Source organism: Nitrospira sp. (genome assembly GCA_016788885.1).
Taxonomy (GTDB): domain Bacteria; phylum Nitrospirota; class Nitrospiria; order Nitrospirales; family Nitrospiraceae; genus Nitrospira_A.
On sequence record JAEURX010000070.1, the window covers coordinates 18301 to 35837 of the forward strand.

Annotated in this window: 7 protein-coding genes and 1 tRNA gene; 5 read left to right on the forward strand and 3 right to left on the reverse strand. The window is 60.4% G+C overall.

The genetic code is table 11. From position 1 onward, the window contains the following. Positions 1-9 precede the first annotated feature (9 nt). A complete protein-coding gene (locus JNL86_17200) occupies positions 10-1377 on the forward strand; it encodes a 2-dehydropantoate 2-reductase (GenBank protein ID MBL8044648.1) in 1368 nt (455 codons plus the stop codon). 7 nt (positions 1378-1384) lie between these two features. Here the strand turns inward: JNL86_17200 and JNL86_17205 are convergent, their stop codons facing one another. Then, positions 1385-2722: an MATE family efflux transporter gene (locus JNL86_17205; GenBank protein ID MBL8044649.1), complete on the reverse strand. Its 1338-nt coding sequence runs from the start codon at positions 2720-2722 to the stop codon at positions 1385-1387. Positions 2723-2823: 101 nt separating this feature from the next. Here JNL86_17205 and JNL86_17210 point away from each other — a divergent pair, with 101 nt between their 5' ends. Beyond that, complete coding sequence (locus JNL86_17210; GenBank protein MBL8044650.1) at positions 2824-4329, forward strand: DUF2779 domain-containing protein; 1506 nt, start codon at positions 2824-2826, stop codon at positions 4327-4329. A 510-nt stretch (positions 4330-4839) separates the two neighbouring features. On the opposite strand, the gene JNL86_17215 is transcribed toward JNL86_17210, so the two are convergent. Continuing rightward, positions 4840-4927 (reverse strand) — tRNA-Ser (locus JNL86_17215). A 280-nt stretch (positions 4928-5207) separates the two neighbouring features. On the opposite strand from JNL86_17215, the gene JNL86_17220 reads away from it, so the two are divergent. Genes JNL86_17220 through JNL86_17230 form a run of 3 tightly spaced genes read left to right on the forward strand, consistent with a single transcriptional unit; the run spans position 5208 to position 17078 of the window. Then, positions 5208-14570, forward strand: a complete 9363-nt coding sequence (locus JNL86_17220) for an amino acid adenylation domain-containing protein (protein MBL8044651.1) — start codon at positions 5208-5210, stop codon at positions 14568-14570. A gap of 17 nt (positions 14571-14587) precedes the next feature. Further along, positions 14588-16282 carry a cyclic peptide export ABC transporter gene (locus JNL86_17225; protein MBL8044652.1) on the forward strand — a complete coding sequence of 565 codons (1695 nt, stop codon included), beginning with the start codon at positions 14588-14590 and terminating at the stop codon, positions 16280-16282. Positions 16283-16310: 28 nt separating this feature from the next. Further along, positions 16311-17078: a 4'-phosphopantetheinyl transferase superfamily protein gene (locus JNL86_17230; GenBank protein MBL8044653.1), complete on the forward strand. Its 768-nt coding sequence runs from the start codon at positions 16311-16313 to the stop codon at positions 17076-17078. On the opposite strand, the gene JNL86_17235 is transcribed toward JNL86_17230, so the two are convergent. Then, entirely contained in the window at positions 17072-17530 is a 459-nt protein-coding gene (locus JNL86_17235; protein MBL8044654.1) for a nucleoside deaminase, read from the reverse strand. The two genes, JNL86_17230 and JNL86_17235, sit on opposite strands and share 7 nt — an antisense overlap. Positions 17531-17537 lie beyond the last annotated feature (7 nt).

The window sequence follows — 17537 nt, forward strand, 5'->3', positions numbered from 1 at the left end:
AGGCATCTCATGAAGCAGATCATGATGGTCGGTGCTGGTTCCGTCGGTGGGTTCTTTGGTGCGCATCTTGCCAAGAATAATCCGAATGTTTCATTTCTCCTTCGCCCGCGCACCTTGGAAGCGGTGAAGCGGAACGGCCTCACGATCAAGAGCGCCAAGGGAAATTTCACCGTCCATCCGCCGGCCGCATCCGATCCCCGGCAACTTGCGACCCCCGATCTTATCATCCTCGCTGTGAAGGCCTACGACCTCGATGAGGTGATGACGCAGTTGGAGCCGGTGCTGACGGAACGCACCGTGATTCTCACGCTGCAAAACGGCATCGATACAGAAGATCGCATCATATCCCGCCTGCATCGGGATTGCGTGGTGGGCGGGGTGGCGTTCATCTATTCGAAGATCGTCGAACCAGGCGTCATTGAGCATTACAAGCGCGGCGGGGTGGCGATCGGAGAATTGATGGGCCATAAGAGTGAGCGTGTCTCCCAGATCACCGACATTTTCAAGCAGGCGGGAATTTCTTGCCAGCTCAGCGAGGATATCCGGAAAAGCAAATGGGAGAAGATGTGCTGGAATTGTGTCTTCAACCCTCTCACGGTGGTCATCGATGACAAGGTGGCGAAGGCGCTCGATCATCCGGAAATGGCCGGCGTCATCCGGCAGATTGTCGGCGAAGTGGCGGCGGTGTCTGCGGCGGTGAAGGTCCCGCTGGCGCCCGACATGGCCGAGAAAGTGGTGAAGTGGACGCAGGAGCTTCGCGACATCCACACGTCGATGTACGACGATTGGAAGGGCAAACGCCCGACAGAGATCGATTACCTGAACGGCTACATCGTGCGGGTCGGGCGGGAATTGGGCATTCCCACACCGGTGAACGAAGCATTGACCGCCATGGTGAAGACGATTACCGAGAAAGAGCTGTCGGGGCCGGGCATTGTGCGCATCGACGGCGCCGTCGTGCAGCCGGTTTCATTGACCAGAACAGCGCTCGGGCAATTGCCGCAGGAGCACCGGGTAGACGATATCAGCGAGGTGATGCCGTCCATGCGTGGTCGTGCCATCCGCGTGAAGGGCCTCTTGGAGATTCCAGCGCTCGCGGTGGACGCCGACCATGTCACCTTTCACTCCGTCGACGGCAAGTATGCCGCCACCCTCACGCTGCAACAAGCCCGTGACTTCGGATTGTTGCTCTACGAGCTTGATGGCCAGCCCCTCTCGGACGGCAAGGGCGGTCCGTATCGTTTGGTGACGCCGGGCTTGGGCGATCTCTGCGCGAATGTGAAGGCGGTGGGACGTATCGAAGTGCGCGCAGGATCGGGGAAGGATACGCGGCCAACCGTCCGGCCGCCGGAATGTGCTGTTGATGGGCAGGGGTGAACGCGCCTCAGGTCGGTGAAGAACGGAGCACCTGGATGCTTCGCCACCGCTCCGAACGGTGTCGCCACAGCATTAATGCCATGCGCAGCGTCCAGTCGGCGATCATCGCCAGCCACACGTAGAACACTCCCATGGAAAGCCAGTAGCCTGCCATGATGGCAAGGGGGATGCGCACACCCCACATGCCGATCATCGTCGCGATCATGACGAATCGGGTATCGCCCGCGCCGCGCAGGGAGCCGGCCACCACCATGGTGAAGGCGAGGGGAATCTGCAGCAGGGCCACGATTTTCAGAAACAGCGTACCCAACTCGATCACGGCCTCGTCGCTGGTGAAGGCGCGGAGCAGAGCATAGGGGAACAAGAAAAAGACCACTCCCATGGCCGACATCATGTAGACGGCCAGCCGGTTCGCTTCCCAGGTTTCCAGCTTCGCCCGGGTGTACTTGCCGGCGCCGATGCTCTGTCCCACCATCGTGGCCGCTGCGATTGCGAAGCCGTAGCCGGGAAGAAACGACAGGGATTCAATCGATAACCCGACCTGGTGGGCCGCATAGGCGACAGTGCCGTACATCAACACAATCTTTGTGTAGAGCAGGATGCCGGCTTGCTGGACGACGCGCTCACCCGAGACCGGCGCCCCCACGTGCCAGATCGTGCGAATCAAATCGAACCGGAATCGGTGGGAGCAGCGAAGCATGGGCCGGCAGTGCGTGAGTAGGTACAGACATCCGGTTGCTTCCGCGATGCCGACCGCAATGGCCGCGCCATTGATGCCCAATGCCGGCAGCCCCCAATGGCCATAAATGAGGGGAATCGCGATGGCAATGTGGAGCAGGTTGACCACGATCATCGCGTACATCGGTGTTTTGGTGTCGCCCGTGCCTTGCAGGATCGAGGAGAGTACCTGCAGCAGGATCGTAAATGGAATGAGCAGGAAGATCAGGTTCGAGTAGGGGAGTGCGAGGTGAATCACGTCTGCTTGCGCCCCAAGCACATCCATCGCCAGCCGATTCACCAGAAGGCCCAGGCTCAAGAGGCCGAGCGAAATGAGGATGGACAGTCCGAGGAAATGACGCGTCGCCTGTCCCGCATCCTCGTGCCGGCGGGCGCCCCACAATTGCGCCACGATGACATTGGATCCGACCGAGAGCCCTGATACCAAGGTTGTGGCGATAAAGGCCAGCAGCTGGCCCAGGCCGACAGCCGCAATCGGGACGGCCCCTAATCCTCCGACCAGGAAGACGGCGACAATGCCTTCAGCTCGTTGCAGCAGACTGCTGACGGTCACGGGAAGCGCCAGCGTGAGGACCGAGCGTCTGATTTGGGCGATGCCATTTGCCATGCGGCGTCATCCTAACAGAACCAGGTCCGCTTCGTGGAACATCTCGCTCGCCGGACGGGACTGGACAAGGCCCATCGCGCTTCGGTAGCCTGCAGAAGCCTATGTTGATCTCACCCGAGCCTGCCGCGCGCTCCGCGTATCGGCTGTCCAAATCGCGATATTTGTCGGGCTTGCAATGTCATAAGCGTCTGTACCTGGAAGTGCATGCTCCGGGGTTGGCGACCCAGCCGGATGCCGCCACTCAGGCGATTCTGGATATGGGGACGGATCTCGGTGAACTCGCCCGTCAACGTTTTCCCGGAGGGCGGCTCGTCACGGCCGGCTACCGACAATCCCAAGAAGCCCTGGCGCAAACGGCGGAGTTCCTCCAGGATCCGACCCTATCGGCAATCTTTGAAGGCGCGTTTCAGTTTAACCAGGTGCTGGTCCGTGTGGATGTCCTGCAACGTGTCGGGGTGAATGAGCTGGGGCAACCGACCTGGCGGCTCGTCGAGGTGAAGTCTTCCACCAAGGTGAAGGCCACCCATGTCGACGATCTGACGATCCAGAGCTATGTCCTCGAGGGACTCGGACTGGTGCTGGCGGATATTTGCCTGATGCACGTGAATACGCAGTACGTATTCGACGGGCAGCATATCGATCTCGACCAGCTGTTCGGTATCCGTTCATTGACCGAGACTGTGCGGCCACGATTGCCCGAAGTCAGTGCGCGACTCGCGGCTATGCAGACCATGCTGGAAGCCATGTCGGCCCCGGGCATTACGCCCGATGAACATTGTCAAAGCCCGTACGAGTGTCCCTTCTGGAACCATTGCACCGAACACAAACCGGCTCGCTGGATCTATCATTTGCCGGGGAGCAGCAAGACGGTCGTCCAGCTCCGTGAGTTAGGCGTGGAGACGATCGACGAAATTCCCGATCATGTTGCACTCACCCCCGTGCAACGGCGGGTCAAAGAGAACCGGGAATGGATCGGAGAGGGCCTGCGGTCGGCCCTGGAGACGGTCGTCCATCCCGTGCATCATCTGGATTTTGAAACCTTCATGCCGGCAGTGCCGAAATTTCTGGATACGAGACCCTACCAAGTCATTCCGACTCAATGGTCCAATCACATCGAGCAGCATGACGGTACGCTGATGCATGCCGAGTTCCTGTGCCGGGACGAGCGGGATCCCAGGGAGGAATTGGCCATCACATTATTGGAATCGCTCGGACAGACGGGCAGCATCTGCGTCTATTCGAGTTATGAACGGTCGGTCATCGAGCGGCTGGCGGAGGATTTCCCGTCGTTACGCAAAGATTTGAAACGGGTGGTGGCCAGGTTGTGGGATCTGCATGTGATCATCCGTGATCATTATTATCATCCGGCCTTCGAGGGCAGTTACTCGATCAAAACCGTCTTGCCGGCCGTGGTGCCGTCTCTGAGTTATGACGACCTGGCGATTCGGGATGGGGGCGTGGCGGCTTGTGAGTACAGCCGGATGATTTTTACCGTGACGGACTGGATCGAGAAGGCTCAGATTCAGGAGGCGCTGCTGCGATATTGTGAACGTGACACCCTGGCCATGGTCGAGTTACGGAGGGAATTGAAGCGTCGAGCCGGTTAGTGCCTGCCCCGCGTGCGAATCCATTTCACCATCTGCAGACAGGTTGATCCGAGTTTTTCATCCGCCATCAGTGCGATTCCACCCAAGGCCAACAGCGTCATCACCAGCGCCGAGTCGGTTTGTTCGAACATGTTGCCCTCCTGTGTGGACCAGAGACTACCCTGGCCGGACGGAGGCGAACAGACCACTAGAGGAAGGGGGAGGCACGATCTTCGGTAGGTGCGGCGGTTGGAAGCAGCGATTTCTCTACCATGCGTAGGCATGCGAAAACGTAAGAATTTGCCGCCAAGCCGCCTTGAAAACGGGTTCCAGGGGCGCCACTTCTGGATGGCGGAGAAGGTGGGCATTCGAAGTCGCGCCTGCGCGCTCCCACTGAGGGGGCCTGCCCCCTCGTGTCTCCCCACGCAGGGGAGTGTCTCCCCTGCGATCCCCCTCGTTCGAATCCCACCGCATCAGTTCACGATGGCGATTCGACTCGCACATTTTGCCAATCTTACATGCACTTCTAGATGGCGGAGAGGGTGGGATTCGAACCCACGGTCCCTTTCAGGACAACGGTTTTCGAGACCGTCCGATTCGGCCGCTCTCGCACCTCTCCGCGCAAGGCCAGGCAAAGACCCGCAGCTTACCGTGGACGTCTGTGAGATTCAAATGAAATCATGAGGTTGAGAGGAATTTCTTTCACCCTTACGGAAAACCGTGAATTGAAGGGAAACGTGATTCCATTTTGTGGTGACACCATGAGGCCATAGACGGACCTGGCAGCGGACAGCCGGCTGGAAACCATCGTCAGACTTATGATTTTCGAGAGGGCATCCGAATAAGTCTACGCAGGTGTCCCGCATACGCCTCCTGCGCCCACTGGGGTTGAGCATTCTGTGGTCAGACATCCACCGGTCACCATTCCAGCCGGCGATACCATTCTTGATGTGCTGCGTCGGCGGGCTGAGCACCAGCCTGAGCAGGCCGCGTACGTCTACCTGCGTGACGGACTGAACGCCGACACGGTGTTGACGTATCGAGACCTGGTCTCCCGTGCTCAGTCGATCGCCGGCTATCTGCAAACCCGGTTTTCCCTGGGGGAGCGACTCCTCCTGGTGTATCCACCGGGTCTTGAATTTGTGCAGGCCTTTTGGGGAGCCCTCTATGCCGGTCTCATTGCCGTGCCGGTTCCGCCCCCGGATGCATTTCGGGTAAAAGCCGGTGTCGCACGCGTCCAACGCTTCGCGGAAGATGCAGGCGCCGCCGGCGCGTTAAGCACTGCTCACATTGTCGAAGCGCTCCGGTCGCAAGAGTGCGCAATCACGTTAGACCATTGGATCACCGGTGACCACGCGCGCTCGGACGATTCGTCCTGCTGGACTGACCAGCGTCCACAGGCCTCACAGCTCGCGTATCTCCAATATACGTCCGGCTCGACCTCCACACCGAAAGGGGTGATGGTCAGCCATGGGAACATGACCGCCCAGAGCCGGTGCATCACCGAGGCCGGTCATTACGATTCCGGATCAGTCACCCTTTCCTGGATGCCGCATTTCCATGACTATGGACTGGTGAAAGGCATCATCCACCCGGCGTGGATCGGCCGGCCCTCGTATCTGATGTCGCCGCTCACGTTTCTGAAGCGCCCATTGCGATGGCTTGAAGCGATTCAACGATATGAGATCACGCATAGCGGCGCGCCCAACTTTGCGTATCGGCGTTCCGTGGAATCGACGACGCCTGAGGAACGGGCCAACCTGGACTTGTCACGTTGGCAGGTCGCGAGCTGCGGGGCCGAGCCCATCGCGCCGGATACCATCGAACGGTTTACCGAGGCATTCGCGCCAGCCGGATTCCGGCGCGACGCCTTTTCCCCCGCATACGGAATGGCGGAATACACGCTCCTTATTTCGTTGAAGCGCGAAGGGGTGGCGCCCACCGTCACGACGCTGGATGCCGCAGCGCTGGAACAGGGCGCGGTCATTGAGGCCCGCGCGAATGGGGGGCACGTTCGACGGGTGGTCGGATGTGGCATGCCGGTCGGCGATACCCGGGTGGTGATCGCCCATCCCGAAACGCGTTCCCGTTGCGCGGTGCAACAGGTCGGAGAAATCTGGCTTTCCGGCGCGAGCACCACAGAGGGCTATTGGAACAAACCCGACGAAACCGCGCACACGTTTGGCGCGAGACTCGAGGATACCGGCGAAGGGCCGTTCCTCCGAACCGGCGACCTCGGGTTTGTCCAAAATGGGGAAGTCTTTGTCACCGGTCGCGTGAAAGATCTCCTGATCGTTCGAGGCAGAAATCACTACCCTCAGGACCTCGAACGCACGGTGGAGTCGTGTCATGAACTGCTCCGGGCAGGGGGAACTGCCGCATTCTCCGTGGAGGACGCCGGGGAGGAAGCTGTGGTTGTTGTCCAGGAACTAGCGCGTCAGGCGGTTGTTCCGGACGTCGAGGCCCTCGCGGCCGCGATCCGTCAGGCCGTCTCGGAACAGCATGATCTCCACGTGTCCTCCATCGTGTTCATCAAGGCGGGAAGCCTTCCCAAAACGTCCAGTGGAAAAGTACAACGGCGGGCCTGTCGTGAGCTGTATCTGGCAGATCGCTTGGCGGTCATTGGACAAAGTCTGGTGGCGGCCCCATCCGTCTTGCCGTCGATCACGATGAACGGCCTAGCCGACCTGCGTGCCTTGTCGTCGAAGGTCCGTCGACAGCGCATTGTGCATGACGTGCAGCGGCTGATCGCCGATCGCCTTGGGCGGAGCGGGGAAGCCATTCCCTCCCATCACCCGATCCATCGCCTGGGACTTGATTCGTTGATGGCGGCAGACGTGCTGCATCGCATCGAGGAGTCGTTTCAGGTGCCGTTGTCCCTGCACGTCCTTCTGGGAGGCGCGACGATCGATGATCTCGCTGCGACCATCGATCGTGAACTAAACAACGGGGAATCCACCACGCCGGCGGTCGACTCCAGCCAGGCCGAAGCAGAGGCCGTGGGACCGCTGTCGGAGAATCAGGCGGCATTGTGGTTCCTAAGTCGCCTCGCGCCGGACAGTGCCGCGGCAAACGTCGCGGTGTTGCTGCACGTACCGCCTACCCTCGAGCCGGTGACTGTGCGGGAGGCGCTGGAGCGAGTTGCCGCGCGCCATCCGATGCTGCGCACGACGTTTGAAACGGAGGCGGATGTCCCTGTCCAACGAGTGCACGATCGTCTCCTGCCTGGCTGGATCGTTGTCGAGAGTACGGCGTGGGAGTGGCACCGCCTGCGACAGGAGGCGATGACCCAAGCTGCGATGCCGTTCGACCTGGTGCAAGGGCCGCTGTGGAACGCCTGCTTCTTTCGCGGTTCCGGACAGAATTGGTTGTTGTTGGTCGCCCACCATATCGTGGTAGATGGCTGGTCGATGTTGCAGCTGGTCGAGGACATCAAGCATCACTGTGCGATGGCAACTCGGCCTGTTCCGGGAGGGGACGAACCTGTCGAAGGTCCTCCCGTATCCTACCGAGAGTTTGTCGAGTGGCATCGAACGGTGTTAGCCGGCCAGGAGGGCCGAACCCTGTCTCAGTATTGGAAGACACGGCTGAGCGGCGAATTGCCAAGCTATGACACCCTCTATGACAGGCCTCCGGCGACAATCGAGCCCAGTCACTATGCCTGGCATGCGTTTCAACTCGACCAGCACCTTGTCGAGCGCCTCAAGACACTCGCCCATGAGCAGGGCACGACGTTGTACGTCGTGTGCCTGGCCGCCCTTCAGGTCCTGCTCCATCGGTATACGGATCATGAAGACACGCTGGTCGTCACGCCTGTGTTCGGTCGTAGTCGAGCGCGATTTGCCAGGACCATCGGTGATTTTGTCAACATGTTGGTCCTGCGGGATAGCCTGCGATCAGGGTGCACCGGCCGTGAATTGCTGACACAGACGAAACAGTGCCTGCTTGAGGCCCTCGCACATCAGGACTATCCCTATGCGCGGCTCGTATCGGATGTGCGTCCGATTCACCAGGGGCATCGGGCCCCGCTGGCGCAGGTGTTATTCGCACTCCAACCGTTTGCGCTCCTCGCCGAACTCGACATCCGTAGGAATGTCACGCAGCCTGCGGTTGCCGAGGCCGGCCTCTCTCCCTGGGCGTCGTTTGTCATCCCTCAACAGAGCGGGCAGTTCGATCTGTGTGTCGAGATGGCGGAATCGGAACAGGGGCTGAGCGGGTATTTCGAATATAAAGATGCCCTGCTGTCGCCGGATCGGATCGCACGGATGCAGGAGCATTTTGTGCGTCTGCTCGAGGCGTTGGCAGACAATCCCGGTCGCACGGTCGGTTCCTTGCCGCTCATGTCCGAGATCGAACGACGCGACACGGTGATGTCGTGGGGACAGTCTTCTGGTGGCATGAAGCCGGACCAGTGCCTCCATCGCTTGATCGAACAGCAGGCGAGGCGCACACCTGATGCCGTTGCCGTGGAGCAGGACGGGCAGAGTGTGACCTATCGAGAACTCGAGTCGCGGGCCAACCGTCTCGCCCACTACTTACGCCGCCGAGGGGTCGAGCCGGGGATCGTCGTCGGGCTCTGTCTCGAACGTTCGATCAATTTGATCGTGGGCATGTTGGGCATTCTTAAATCGGGTGGGGCGTATCTCCCGTTGGATGCCGATTATCCGACCGAGCGGCTGGAGTACATGCTGCGCGACAGCGAGGTCCGCGTGCTGGTCACGCAGCAGGAGCAGTTGGCCCGTCTTCCTGCGACGAATCCCCATACGGTGTGTCTGGATTCCGAGTGGGACCAGATTGCCCGGCTCCCTGACGATTCCCTCCAGGGCACCGATGCCCTCGACAATTTGGCCTATGTGATCTACACGTCAGGATCTACGGGGCACCCCAAAGGCGTGATGATCGAGCACCGATCGATCGTCAACTATGTTCAGGGCATCACCGGTATTGTCGGCCTGACGGCTTGGGACCGGGTCCTACAATTCGCGTCGATGAGTTTCGATACCGCCGCAGAGGAAATTTTCCCCTGCCTGGCCACCGGGGCGACCCTGGTATTGCGCACGCCGATGATGGTCGATTCGGTGTCGGGATTTCTGGAGCGCTGCCGCCAGTGGAACCTGACGATGCTCGACCTCCCGACCGCCTACTGGCACGAAGTCGTGACGCGCATGGATTTGGAGCAACTGCACTTCCCCGAAGCAGTGAAGACCGTGATCATCGGCGGGGAGCGCGTCCTTCCGGCACTCGTGCAACGGTGGACCCGGCACGTCGGGACGCGCGTTCGTCTGCTCAATACCTACGGGCCGACCGAGACCACCGTGGCAGTGACCTGGGCAGACCTGACCGATGCGAACGCGCATGGCGACAGCATCGGCGATCTTCCGATCGGACGTCCGATTCCCCACGCGTCGGTCTATGTCTTGGATCGTCAGCAGCAATCGGTTCCCGTTGGGGTGGCCGGCGAGTTGTACATCGGTGGTGTGGGTGTGGCGCGGGGATATCGTGGTCGGCCCGATCTGACCGCGGCCAAGTTCGATTCCGACCCCTTTTCCAACCGTCCGGACGCGCGTCTGTATCGCACGGGCGATCTGGTGCGGTGGCGTTCGGATGGACAGTTGGATTTTTGCGGGCGTGTCGACCGTCAGGTCAAGATTCGTGGATTCCGCGTTGAGTTGGAGGAAATCGAAGCCGTGCTGAATCGCCATCCCGATTTGGAGCGGGCGGTGGTGGAGGTGCGGGAGGATCAACCCGGTGACAAGCGGATTGTGGCATTCATGGTCCCGAGGCCGAACAATCGTCTCGGTCTGCTGCAGTTGCGAGAACAACTTCGCACACAATTACCCGCGCACATGATTCCCTCAACGTTCATTGAGCTTGAAGCGCTGCCGTTGACCGTCAATGGGAAGGTTGATCGACGTGCCTTGCAGGTCGCCGCGGATAGCCGGGCCAGCAAGGTAGACCTGACCTCGGCCTATCTGGCTCCGCGGACTCCGCTCGAGCAGGTGTTGGCCGACATCTGGGGGGAGATTCTTCAGCTCAAAGATGTCGGCGTGCACGACAACTTCTTCGAGCTAGGCGGACATTCCCTGTTGGCGACGCAGTTGGTGTCCCGAGTGCAGGCGCTGTTCCGTATTACGGTGCCGTTGCGACGCGTGTTTGAACGCCCCACCATCGCGACGTTGGCCGAGGTGGTCAAGGAAGCGCAGCAAGGCCAGTCAGGGATCCAGGACAACAAGGCATACGAGATAACAAGGGCCGCCCGCGGTGGTCCGCTCCCGTTGTCGTTCGCGCAGGAACGGATGTGGTTTCTCTACCAACTGTCACCTGAGGCCGCAGCCTACAACATTCCCGCCAGCGTGCGCCTTCATGGTCCGCTGAATAAACCGTCGTTGCGCTGGGCGGTGGGCGAACTGGTTCGTCGCCATGACGCGCTTCGGACCACGTTTGCACAGGTCGACGGACAACCGCGCCAGATCATCCATGACTCGTTGGAACCGCTCTGGGCGGAGGAAGATGTGCGTCGTTTGCCGGCTGAAATGCGTGAACCACGAACCTTGGAGCTTGCGACGATAGAAGCCCGGCGGCCCTTCGATTTGGAGCGGGGGCCTCTGTTGCGGATTCTCCTGATTCAGGTCGGTGATGAGGATCACGTGCTGGTCGTGAGCACCCATCACATCATTTCGGATCAATGGTCGTACGGCGTGATCGCCCGTGAATTGGTGGGCTCCTACAACGCGTGTTGCGGGAGAAAGCCGTTTGGGATGGCGCCTGACCTGGTAATTCAATACGCCGATTTCGCGCAGTGGCAGCGCCGCTGGCTCACCGGATCGGTGTTAGCCGAACAGCTTGCACATTGGAAGACCAAGTTGACGGATCTGCCGGTATTGGCCTTGCCGGCCGATCGGCCGCGGCCTCCGGTGCATTCCTTCAAAGGCGATCATGTGTCGATCGACCTGTCCTGGTCACTGATCAATCGCCTCAAGCAGTTGAGCGTCCGCGAGGGCGCGACCCTCTACATGGTCTTCCTGGCCGGTTTCTTCGGCCTGCTGCACCGGCTCACACAACAACGCGATCTCGTCATCGGGACGCCGATCGCCAACCGCAACCGCCTCGAAATCGAAGACCTCATCGGGACGTTTGTGAATACGTTGGTCCTACGAACCGAGGTCACAGGCGAGCTGACCTTCCGTGAGTTGTTGCGGCGAGTGCGCGATCTGACGCTCGACGCCTATGCCCATCAGGACGTGCCGTTCGAGAAGCTCGTGGAGGAACTGCGGCCGGACCGAAGTCAGGGCGGGCTTCCACTGGTACAGGTGTTATTCAATTTCGCCAACACCCCGTTCGCGCGAACGGAATTCCAGCATCTGTCCTGGACGCCCTATGAGGTCAGTCGTGGGGCGGCCCAATTGGATCTCGGGCTGTCCATCGATCCGCTCGCGTCGCGCAAAGCCTATCTGGAATTTAATACCGACTTGTTCGACCGGAGCTCGGCCGAGCGGTGGCTCTCGCAATACCGTCAGCTCATGGAAGCGGTCGCGAATCATGCAGAAGACACGCTGGGACGGGTCGCGATGCTGACCGCAGAAGAGCAACATCGGATATTGCGAGAGTGGAACGCAACGGAAAGAGTGTTCGATCAGGCCGTCTGCGTTCCACAACTATTCGAGTTGCAGGTCGCACGAACCCCCGACGCCCTTGCGCTGGTGTTCGAAGGGGTTGAATGGTCGTACGGCGCGCTGAATCGGCGTGCCAACCAGCTGGCGCATCATTTGCGCAACTGCGGCGTGGGACCGGATCTCGTCGTCCCGGTGTTTCTCGAGCGTTCCCCGGAGCTCCTGATCACGCTCCTGGCCGTCATGAAGGCCGGGGGCGCCTATTTGCCGCTGGTTCCAGGCCTGCCCATCCGGCGACTGGCCGCCATGATCGAAGCCAGCCACGCGGCCCTGTTGGTGACGGATTCCACGCTGGTCTCGAGCCTCCCGCAGCATCAGCTGCCGGTGGTCTGTCTGGATCGGGATGCGGAACAGATCGCGCGTTGCGACGACAGGAACCCTCGGCCATTGGCGGGTCCTGAACATCTGGTCTACGTCTTGTTTACGTCAGGCTCGACCGGCCAACCGAAGGGCGTGGAGATCGAGCATCGCGCACTCGTGAATTTCCTACGCTCCATGCAGCAGGAGCCGGGGATGACCGCTCGTGATGTGGTGATGGCCCTGACGCCGTTGTCCTTCGATATCGCCGGTTTGGAATTGTACCTTCCCCTCCTCACGGGCGCCCGGATCATTCTCGCCAATCGGCAGCAAGCCATGGATGGAGCGTGGCTCCAACGCGAGTTGGACCAGGGCTCGGTCACCGTCATGCAGGCGACGCCGGCGACCTGGCGCATGGTGCTGCAGTTCGGGTGGAATGGGGGGAGAAGCGTCAAGGTGTTGTGCGGTGGAGAGGCACTCCCTCGCGAATTGGCGCAGGAGCTGCTTAGCCGGGCTGGTTCAGTATGGAATGTGTATGGTCCTACGGAGACCACGATCTGGTCGACGCTCGAGCGCGTTCGCACCGCCGACCGTCTGATCGCGCTCGGCAAGCCGATTGCCAATACCCAGGTCTATGTCTTGGATGCCAACCGGGAACCGGTGCCGGTCGGCATACCGGGTGAATTGTATATCGGTGGAATGGGGTTGGCGAGGGGCTACAGAGGGCAGCCTCAATTGACGGCGGAGCGTTTCGTCTCGAACCCGTTCCGTTCGGGCGAACGGATGTATCGCACGGGTGACCAGGTGAAGTGGTTGCCGGACGGGCGGGTGGAGTACATCGGCCGGATCGACTATCAGGTGAAATTGCGCGGGTTCCGGATCGAGCTCGGGGAAATCGAATCGGTGTTGGCCGATGATTCGACCGTGAAACAGGCCGTCGTGATCGTGCGGGAAGACGTTCCGGGAGATAAACGGTTGGTCGCCTATGTGCTCCCACGCGATGGCGCGGTCTGCGATCCCCAAGCCCTCCGTCGCGCGCTGCGGGAGGCGGTGCCGGATTACATGGTTCCAACGGCGATCGTCCCTCTCGTAGAGTTTCCGCTGACGCCGAATGGAAAAGTCGATCGGCGCGCCTTGCCTGCGCCCTCCGTTGAACCGGAGCATGACGGCGGCCAGGCGATCGAGCCCCGGAATCGGCTCGAATTGCAGTTGGTGGCCATTTGGGAGCAGGTTCTGGGCATTACGCCCATCGGCGTGCGAGACAACTTCTTTTCGCTCGGCGGGTATTCCCTGCTGGCGCTGCGGATGTTCAGTGCCATCGAACACACCTTCGGCAAGCGCCTGCCGATGGCGGTCCTCTTCCAGGCTCCGACGATCGAGCAGTTGGCAGATGTGTTGGCCGACGAGGGCTGCTCCGTGCGCTGGCGATCCCTGGTGGCGATTCAGCCGGAAGGGAAGAAGACGCCGTTTTTTGCGGTGCCGGGAGTCGGAGGCAATGTGCTGGTGTTTGCGCGCCTCGCGAAACTGTTGGGGGGCGATCAACCGTTTTACGGCCTGCAGGCACGCGGGCTGGACGGTAGAGAAAAACCGTTCATGCGGGTCGAGGACATGGCGGCCCATTACATCGAGGAGATCCGTTCCGTTCAGCCGAAAGGGCCATACCTGATCGGCGGGACGTGCACCGGTGGCCTGGCGGCCTATGAAATCGCACAACAGCTGACGGCGCAGGGGGAAGAGGTGATCCTGGCCGTGATGGAGTCGTGGCATCCGCGATCTTATCTGACGCACTGGAGCCGACCGCCGTATCTCCTCTGGCCCTTGCTCTTCGTGGGGATGAAAATCACGACCTACCTGCGCCTCATGCGGCAGCTGCCTGTTCGTGAATGGGGAACATTCTGGAAGGGAAAATTGCACCGGCTGTGGAATATGATGCATCACACCGAGTCCGTCGAGCATCAAGACGAATTTCTGTACAAAGACCAAGTGACGTACGCGACCTTCCATGCCGTGGCTCGGTACGAGCTGAAACCGTTCCGAGGGCAGGTCTTGAACGTCATCGCATCCAAACATCCCCTGACGAACTCCAGTGACGACACGCGATTGGTCTTTGGAGAGTGGGCCATGGGGACCAGCCGGACGATCTATCTCCCCACTGAAGACTCCGGGCGGTTGTTTATTGCTCCCCAGGTGCAAGAACTGGCGCAGCATCTCGCAGCATTTTGGGAGGAAGCCGGAGCGGTGATGCGCCAACATCCGGACGGGCAGGGCAATGGGCCTGCGTCGAAAGCCGCCTAGCCGATTTCGGGTTGATCATGATCAAGCTGTATCGATTCCTTCTCTTTCTGCTGCGTGATGCCAGGACCATGATGGTCCTCATGGTGTTGACCGGGCTCCTGGCCGGCCTCTCCAGCGTGGGCCTGCTGGCGGTGATCAACAAACTGATCAATGGAGCCGGAGCGACCGCGGATGGGTTGGCGCTCGCGTTTATCGGGCTGGCGCTCTTGAAAGTCAGTTCGAACTATCTGTCTCAACTGCTCCTTGTGACCTTCGCGCAGAAAACGATTTTAAAGCTGGGCATGGATCTGTGCTGGAAAGTGGTGCGCGCGCCCTACCGCACGTTGGAGCGCCGGGGCTCCCATGAAATTCTCGCGACGCTGACGGATGATACGAATGCGATGGCGTGGGCCGTCAATGGGCTGCCGGGCCTGGCCATCAATGTGGCTATTCTTGCCGGGTGCTCTCTCTATCTGGCGTGGCTCTCCTGGCAGGCCTTTCTCGGGGTCGTGATCCTTGCCGTTTTAGGATTGGTAGGGTATCGCCAGCTCTATAACCGGGTCCTGCAGTCGTCGTTGGCGGTCCGTGATGCGAAGGGCGCGTTGTTCGAACATTTCCGTAGTCTGACGGAGGGGATGAAGGAGCTGATGTTGCATCGCGGTCGCCGCGAAAGCTTCGTCGAGCAAGATATCCGGCACGCGGCCGAGGCCCTCCGGCACCACAATCTGGTCACGACCAAACAATACCTGACGACGGATTCCTGGACGCAGGTGCTCTTTTACGGGTTGATCGGGGTCATCCTCCTTCTGTTTCCGCGGATGTTGTCTCTTTCCGGCGAATCGTTGACGGGGTATGCCTTTGCGATGCTGTATATGATCGGTCCGATGTGGGGCTTGCTGGGGATGATCCCGACGTTGAGTCGCGGTCAGGTCGCCTTGGAAAAAATTGAATCCTTGGGGCTGGCGCTTGATGAGGGGCGTCAGGAAGGTGGCGCCGAGCGGCCGGTGGTACATGGCAGCCACTGCGTGGAGTTTTCTCAGGCGGTGTTCGCCTACGAATCCAAAGGGGAGGATGAACGTCCCTTCAATCTAGGGCCGCTGGACGTGTCGATTCGTTCGGGGGAACTGGTCTTCATCATCGGGGGCAACGGCAGCGGCAAATCGACGTTGGTGAAGGTGCTCACGGGGTTGTATCTGCCGCAACAGGGCCAGGTGAAGCTGGACGGCGATGCCATTGTGCCGGCGACGCAAGACTGGTATCGGCAACATTTTGCAGCGGTCTTCTCGGATTTTTATCTCTTCAAAAAGTTGCTTGGGCTCGATCCCTCCCTTGTGGCGACACAGGCGGATGGATGGTTGAAGACCCTGCGTATCAATCACAAGGTCAGCATTCAGGACGGGGAATATTCCACGATCAACCTCTCGCAGGGGCAACGGAAGCGTCTCGCGCTGGTGACCGCCATGCTGGAAGACCGGCCGTTTTATGTTTTCGATGAATGGGCTGCCGATCAGGATCCTCAATACAAGGAAGTCTTTTACGGGGAGTTGCTGCCGGAGTTGCGGGCGCGAGGAAAGGGCGTGATCGTCGTGACGCATGACGACCGCTATTTTCATGTGGGCGACCGCGTGTTAAAACTGGACGAGGGAAAGATCGTCGAAGCGTCACCAGGCCATGTTCATGTCCCGCCGCGCGCCACTCCTGTGCTCAAACCAGTCGCGCGATCATCGGGGTAATGCGCGCGATGTGTGTCTTGTCGATAGAATGATGTCGCATCCGTCCAATTTCTCCTCCGCATCCACAGCCTTTCCCGTCCTGGGATCTTCCGACGTACACGTCTGGTTCTGCGACCTCCTGCACTATGCCGCTGATCAAGAGGTTCTCGCCGCACTGCTGTCCGGCGATGAGCGGGTGCGCGCGGCTCGGTTCGCGTTCGATCGGGACCGGCAGCGATTCGTCCTCTCGCATGCGTTGCTGCGCCTGCTGCTATCCCGCTACACCCACATGCATGCAAGGCAGATCCACTTTGCCACCGGCCCGCATGGGAAGCCGGCGATCAGTGGTGCAGGCGCGGCGTCTCAGCCGATCCAATTCAGTCTGTCCCATTCCGGGCCCATTGCGCTGGTGGCGGTGGCACGCGGTCTGGCGGTTGGGGTAGACGTGGAGGTGCGGAAGGCCGATGTCGACTCACTCAAACTGGCCCAGCGGTTTTTTGCTCCACGCGAATCACAGCTGATCACGGCCGCCGAGGGCGATGACCGCGCGCGGATGTTTTATCGACTGTGGGCGGCCAAGGAGGCCTATCTGAAAGGGAAAGGCGTGGGGCTTTCGTTGGGACTGGATCGCTTTGACGTCGTGTTCGACGGGATGTCACCGGTCGCCACGGTGCGGTGGACGGATTCAGGAACAATCGACCAACCCTGGACGATTCGTTCGCTTTCGCTTCCTGATCATCTGGCGGGCGCGGTCGCCGTCGAAGGCGATGCGTGGGAGCTGCATCACTACGAGTCGACGGCCTATTCGTTCTACTGACCCAACTTCCTCTGTACCGCCTCTCTTCTCAGCTCGCGAAAAAAATCCTGCAGCAGACTCTGGCTCTCTTCCGCACACACCCCGCCGATGACGTCCACACGATGGTTCAGTCTGGGTTCCGGGGGAATGTTCATGATGGATCCGCAGGCGCCCGCTTTCGGGTCCGGCGCTCCGAAGACCAGACGCGGAATACGAGCCAGGACGATCGCGCCGATGCACATCGTGCAGGGTTCGAGGGTGACGTACAGCGTGCAGTCGATGAGGCGCCAGCTCTTCGTCTGCTTGGCAGCGTCCCGGATGGCAAGCATTTCCGCATGCGCGGTGGGGTCCTGATCAGTTTCACGGAGATTATGGGCCCGGGCGATGACGATGCCATCGCGGACGAGCAGGGCGGCGATCGGTACTTCGCCGATCAGCGGCGCCTCTCGAGCGAGGGCCAGGGCCTGCTGCATAAACTGG

Coding starts and splice junctions, on each gene's coding strand:
- JNL86_17210 (MBL8044650.1), top strand. CDS start 2,824: ATGTTGATCTCACCCGAGCCTGCCGCGCGCTCCGCGTATCGGCTGTCC.
- JNL86_17235 (MBL8044654.1), bottom strand. CDS start 17,530: ATGCAGCAGGCCCTGGCCCTCGCTCGAGAGGCGCCGCTGATCGGCGAA.
- JNL86_17230 (MBL8044653.1), top strand. CDS start 16,311: ATGATGTCGCATCCGTCCAATTTCTCCTCCGCATCCACAGCCTTTCCC.
- JNL86_17200 (MBL8044648.1), top strand. CDS start 10: ATGAAGCAGATCATGATGGTCGGTGCTGGTTCCGTCGGTGGGTTCTTT.
- JNL86_17225 (MBL8044652.1), top strand. CDS start 14,588: ATGATCAAGCTGTATCGATTCCTTCTCTTTCTGCTGCGTGATGCCAGG.
- JNL86_17205 (MBL8044649.1), bottom strand. CDS start 2,722: ATGGCAAATGGCATCGCCCAAATCAGACGCTCGGTCCTCACGCTGGCG.